Origin of the sequence: Amphibacillus indicireducens, from assembly GCF_039539605.1 — a bacterium.
Classification (GTDB): Bacteria; Bacillota; Bacilli; order Bacillales; family Amphibacillaceae; genus Amphibacillus; species Amphibacillus indicireducens.
Map to the genome: position 1 here is coordinate 1 of NZ_BAABDL010000006.1, position 3,752 is coordinate 3,752.

4 protein-coding genes are annotated in these 3,752 nt (G+C 35.5%); 1 reads left to right on the top strand and 3 read right to left on the bottom strand.

The features are described from left to right. Positions 1-141 precede the first annotated feature (141 nt). A complete protein-coding gene (locus tag ABD814_RS00715) occupies positions 142-909 on the top strand; it encodes a DeoR/GlpR family DNA-binding transcription regulator (RefSeq protein WP_344909436.1) in 768 nt (255 codons plus the stop codon). A gap of 443 nt (positions 910-1,352) precedes the next feature. Here the strand turns inward: ABD814_RS00715 and ABD814_RS00720 are convergent, their stop codons facing one another. From ABD814_RS00720 to ABD814_RS13270, 3 genes are all read right to left on the bottom strand, one after another. Then, positions 1,353-2,828 (bottom strand): PH domain-containing protein, encoded by a 1,476-nt coding sequence (locus ABD814_RS00720; protein ID WP_344909438.1) that lies wholly within the window; start codon positions 2,826-2,828, stop codon positions 1,353-1,355. After that, positions 2,818-3,297 carry a PH domain-containing protein gene (locus ABD814_RS00725; protein WP_344909439.1) on the bottom strand — a complete coding sequence of 160 codons (480 nt, stop codon included), beginning with the start codon at positions 3,295-3,297 and terminating at the stop codon, positions 2,818-2,820. Before ABD814_RS00725 ends, ABD814_RS00720 begins: the two co-directional genes overlap by 11 nt. 93 nt (positions 3,298-3,390) lie before the next feature. Beyond that, positions 3,391-3,597: a tagaturonate epimerase family protein gene (locus ABD814_RS13270; RefSeq protein ID WP_425549034.1), complete on the bottom strand. Its 207-nt coding sequence runs from the start codon at positions 3,595-3,597 to the stop codon at positions 3,391-3,393. Between the last annotated feature and the right edge of the window lie 155 nt (positions 3,598-3,752).

Sequence of the window (3,752 nt, forward strand, 5' to 3'; positions counted from 1 at the left end):
GACCTGACAATATAACTTTGTGAATTCATAATATTTATTTTTCAAAGTGACTAACTTAAACTTGAAATTCAAGGTTGTATTTAAAAGCTTTATTCGTTAAACTAAATGTAATCGAAGTTAACGATATTGAGGTGACTGATTATGTTAGTCGTTGAACGACATCAAAGAATTATCGAACAATTAGAAGAGAAGCGAATTGTAAGAGTTAGTGAGTTAAGTAAGAAATTTTCAGTAACTGAGGAAACGATTCGAAGAGACCTTGAAAAGTTAGAAAAAGAAGGTTATTTGACAAGAAGTCATGGTGGCGCTGTATTTAATGAAATGGTAAAAAATCAAGAGATTCCATTTGCTGAACGGGAAATTACCAATATCTCGAAGAAGAAGCTAATCGCACAAATGTCTGTCCGTCATGTGGATGAGTCAGATACAATCCTTTTGGATGCGAGTTCAACAGCTTGGTATATGGCAAAAATTTTGCCTAATATGCCCCTTACGGTTGTGACAAATTCGATAAAAGTTGCTGCAACCCTTAGTGAAAAGGATCAAATAACAGTGATTTGCACTGGGGGTACATTACTTAATAAATCGTTGTCTTTTGTTGGGTCATTAACAATTCAAGCCCTGGATCAATATTTTGTTAATAAAGCATTTATTTCTTGCAAAGGATTAGATTTGGAGCAGGGATTTACAGAATCAAATGAACAACAAGCATTAGTGAAACGGAAAATGCTTGAACGTAGTAGACAAACTTTTTTAATGCTAGATGACAGTAAAATTGATGTGCAAGCATTCGCGAAAGTTGCACATTTGCAAGCGGCCGATTATTTGTTAATAAATCAACCGCTCGACAAGCATCTTTATGAAAAAATTCACGAGCAACATGAGCAGATTAAAGTTATTTCGAAGTAACAACGCTTTATTGTAAATAAAAAAGCAAACCAAAATGATAATATGTCGTCTGGTTTGCTTTTTAAACGCTTAATTAACGATTAAGGAAAGGGAATTGAACGCTGATCCCGATAGGTCAAAAATAAAATAAACTAAGATAAGCATAACAATAGTAAGTAATAAATAACTTTTCCCAAACCCTTTAAAAAACATAAAAAGGCTAATAATTGCTGCTAACAGAAAAAAGATGCCTGCAGCAAGTATAGCAAGATAAGACATGTGGTTACCCCTTTAATAAAATATATTCGTAATGACAAAATATAAGTTATATATTTATCTACACATTATATTATATAACGCTTGTCAAGTTAAAATATGGTTACAAACAGATGACAACTAAATATCTTAATCAGCTAAGTATAAAAGCGATTTTCAGTTAAGAAAATCGCTTTAGCATTTGCTTGTTATTTATCGAGATCGATGTCCTTCAATTGATAAGTGTCACGATAAGAGTACCAATCTGAAATCGTGTTTGCATCTTCAATCGGTAGACCGTGAATGACATAATGTTGACCAACAAAATTATCTAAAACAGATACTTTGTAAGTCGCGATATTTAGCTTTCTTTGGATTGGATTTTGGCTTTGTTCTAGCGCTTGAATCTTATCTTTTTTTAGCCAAACTGTTTCTTTTGAAAATACCGGGACAATTTGCAACGTTAGCTGATCTTCAGATAGGGCTGTTTTGGTCAATTTGTATTTGATGAAATCATAGCCCAAAGCAAGGGTTAGAACAACAAGTCCGATCCACCAAAAACTAGAAATGAAGATTGCGAGAATACTTATGATAACCACTGCAATCAATAGATTTACAACTGTATTAATATAAAAATATCGTCTAGAAATTGGTTTTAATTGATCGAAATTCGTCGTATATTCAGGTAAAATTGTTGCCAAGAACGTTTCGATTTCTGATCGGCGAATCAAAGGGAAAATAACAGTTTGAATGTTTTCCTTTTGACTCACTTCTCCTCCCGCAATGACAATTGTTAAGCTTCCTAAACGAAAAGGCAATCTGAGTGGGTTTTGCTTAAAACTGACTGCTTGAATCCGTTTTAAAGGAATGGTGAGTTGTTTTTTCTCTACTAAGCCTCTAGTAATGTAGAGCTCGTGATCATAGCGGATAATTGTAAAATCACCGTATTTAATGACTGATCCGATCGTACCTAGAAACCAAATCAAACCAAGCGAGAGTATGATCAAGGCGGCGATGACGGTGAAAACTTGTGATAAAATCCAGCTTGTCGTTTGATCAAAAAGTCGCTCTGGAATGAATGCTTCAGCTTCTGAAAAGATAAACAAGATAATTGCAACGATAAAACCAAATCCGCCTGAAGTCGAGCCAAATGCAAATAAGCGTTTAAAGCTTGCTTCATATTTCGGGAGTTTTTTTTCTAAAGCATAGTCGTAATCATATGCTTCTGAATCATTTTCCTCATTCAAATTCACTGTCAATTCTTGCCGTAATTTATCAGCTATATCTAGTTTCAATGCGATTAAGTTAGCGTCAACATCAAGGTCGCTACCTGCTGTTTCAATTTGAATGCCCGTCAATCCCAAGAACCGATGAACAATATTTTGATTTAAATTAATCGATTGAATCCGGTATTTAGAGATCGTTCGCTTTTTTCGGACAAACAGGCCATGCTCGATTCTTAATTCGCTACCATTGACCGAGTATGTAAAGCGAAACCATTTAATCCAGCTGAAAAAAACAATGATACTGATTAAAGCAGCCGTACCGATTAACAAGTAAGTTAATAAACCATCTTCCAAGCCAGCAAAAAAGAGGACCAAAAATAAAAAGAATAGATCTTTGACTGTTTTAAAACTAAATAGCAAAATCGCTGCAGGATGGAGACGAGCAGGATTAGATGTCATTTTGTTCAACCCTCGCTAATACAGAAATCTGATCACGTAATGCCTCTGCTTCTGACAATTTGAGTGCTGGAATCTCATGAGTCGTCGCAGCAGTTGAGACTTGTAAGCTGGCAAGTTTAAATTTACGTAAAATCGGTCCTTGCTTTGTATCGACATGTTGGACCCGAACCATTGGGACGATTGTTCGCTTAATAATTAAGATCCCATGTTGAATATAAATTTCTTGATCATATAGCTGATAACGCCATCTTCGCCATCTGAGTGGTGGGAAGAGAAAGACGCTGAGCACGATGATAATTAGGGTTAAAGCGGCACTTATTAGACCAATCCAGATTGGCCAGCCCCATTGATAGATTGAAGCGAATAAGCTAGCTGTGCTCAGAGTAAAAATAATCGACCAGATCAGACCGTGGATGCGCCAAACTCGGATTGCTGAGCGTTCAATTCTGTTTTTTGGATGTTCTCTCATAAACATATTCCTTTCTCTACTAGATTCCAATACCATTATAAGTCAAGAAAGGAAATGATACTAGTCTATTTATCAGAAAAGTATGACGAATGATTAACTTTTAATTGCTAATTGATCGAGATTAAATTTGGCAAGTCGTTCTGCACTGCTCAACTGAGTAACGCTATTATCAATTTGATCTGAGCAGTCTAGTGTTAACATACTATATTCAGCATCAATCACCTTCTTGATGTTGACCTCAAGCTTTAAGTGGCCATCATCTGCACCAAATCCTTTTGTTCCAGTTGAACTATGATTAATTTAACTTGATCGAACTTATTGAGCGATGATTGGTAGATTTTCAGTTCGGACTCAGTAATAACTGATTGAAGATAACTAGACCCCTAGATTATTCACAGCCCCACCATAAGCCGCTAAGAAACCGCATCAAATCAATTAAAAATAACCAATCAATC

Bases quoted from the DNA above. Each gene is read 5' to 3' on its own strand.
- ABD814_RS00725 (WP_344909439.1), bottom strand. From the start codon at position 3,297: ATGAGAGAACATCCAAAAAACAGAATTGAACGCTCAGCAATCCGAGTT.
- ABD814_RS00715 (WP_344909436.1), top strand. From the start codon at position 142: ATGTTAGTCGTTGAACGACATCAAAGAATTATCGAACAATTAGAAGAG.
- ABD814_RS00720 (WP_344909438.1), bottom strand. From the start codon at position 2,828: ATGACATCTAATCCTGCTCGTCTCCATCCTGCAGCGATTTTGCTATTT.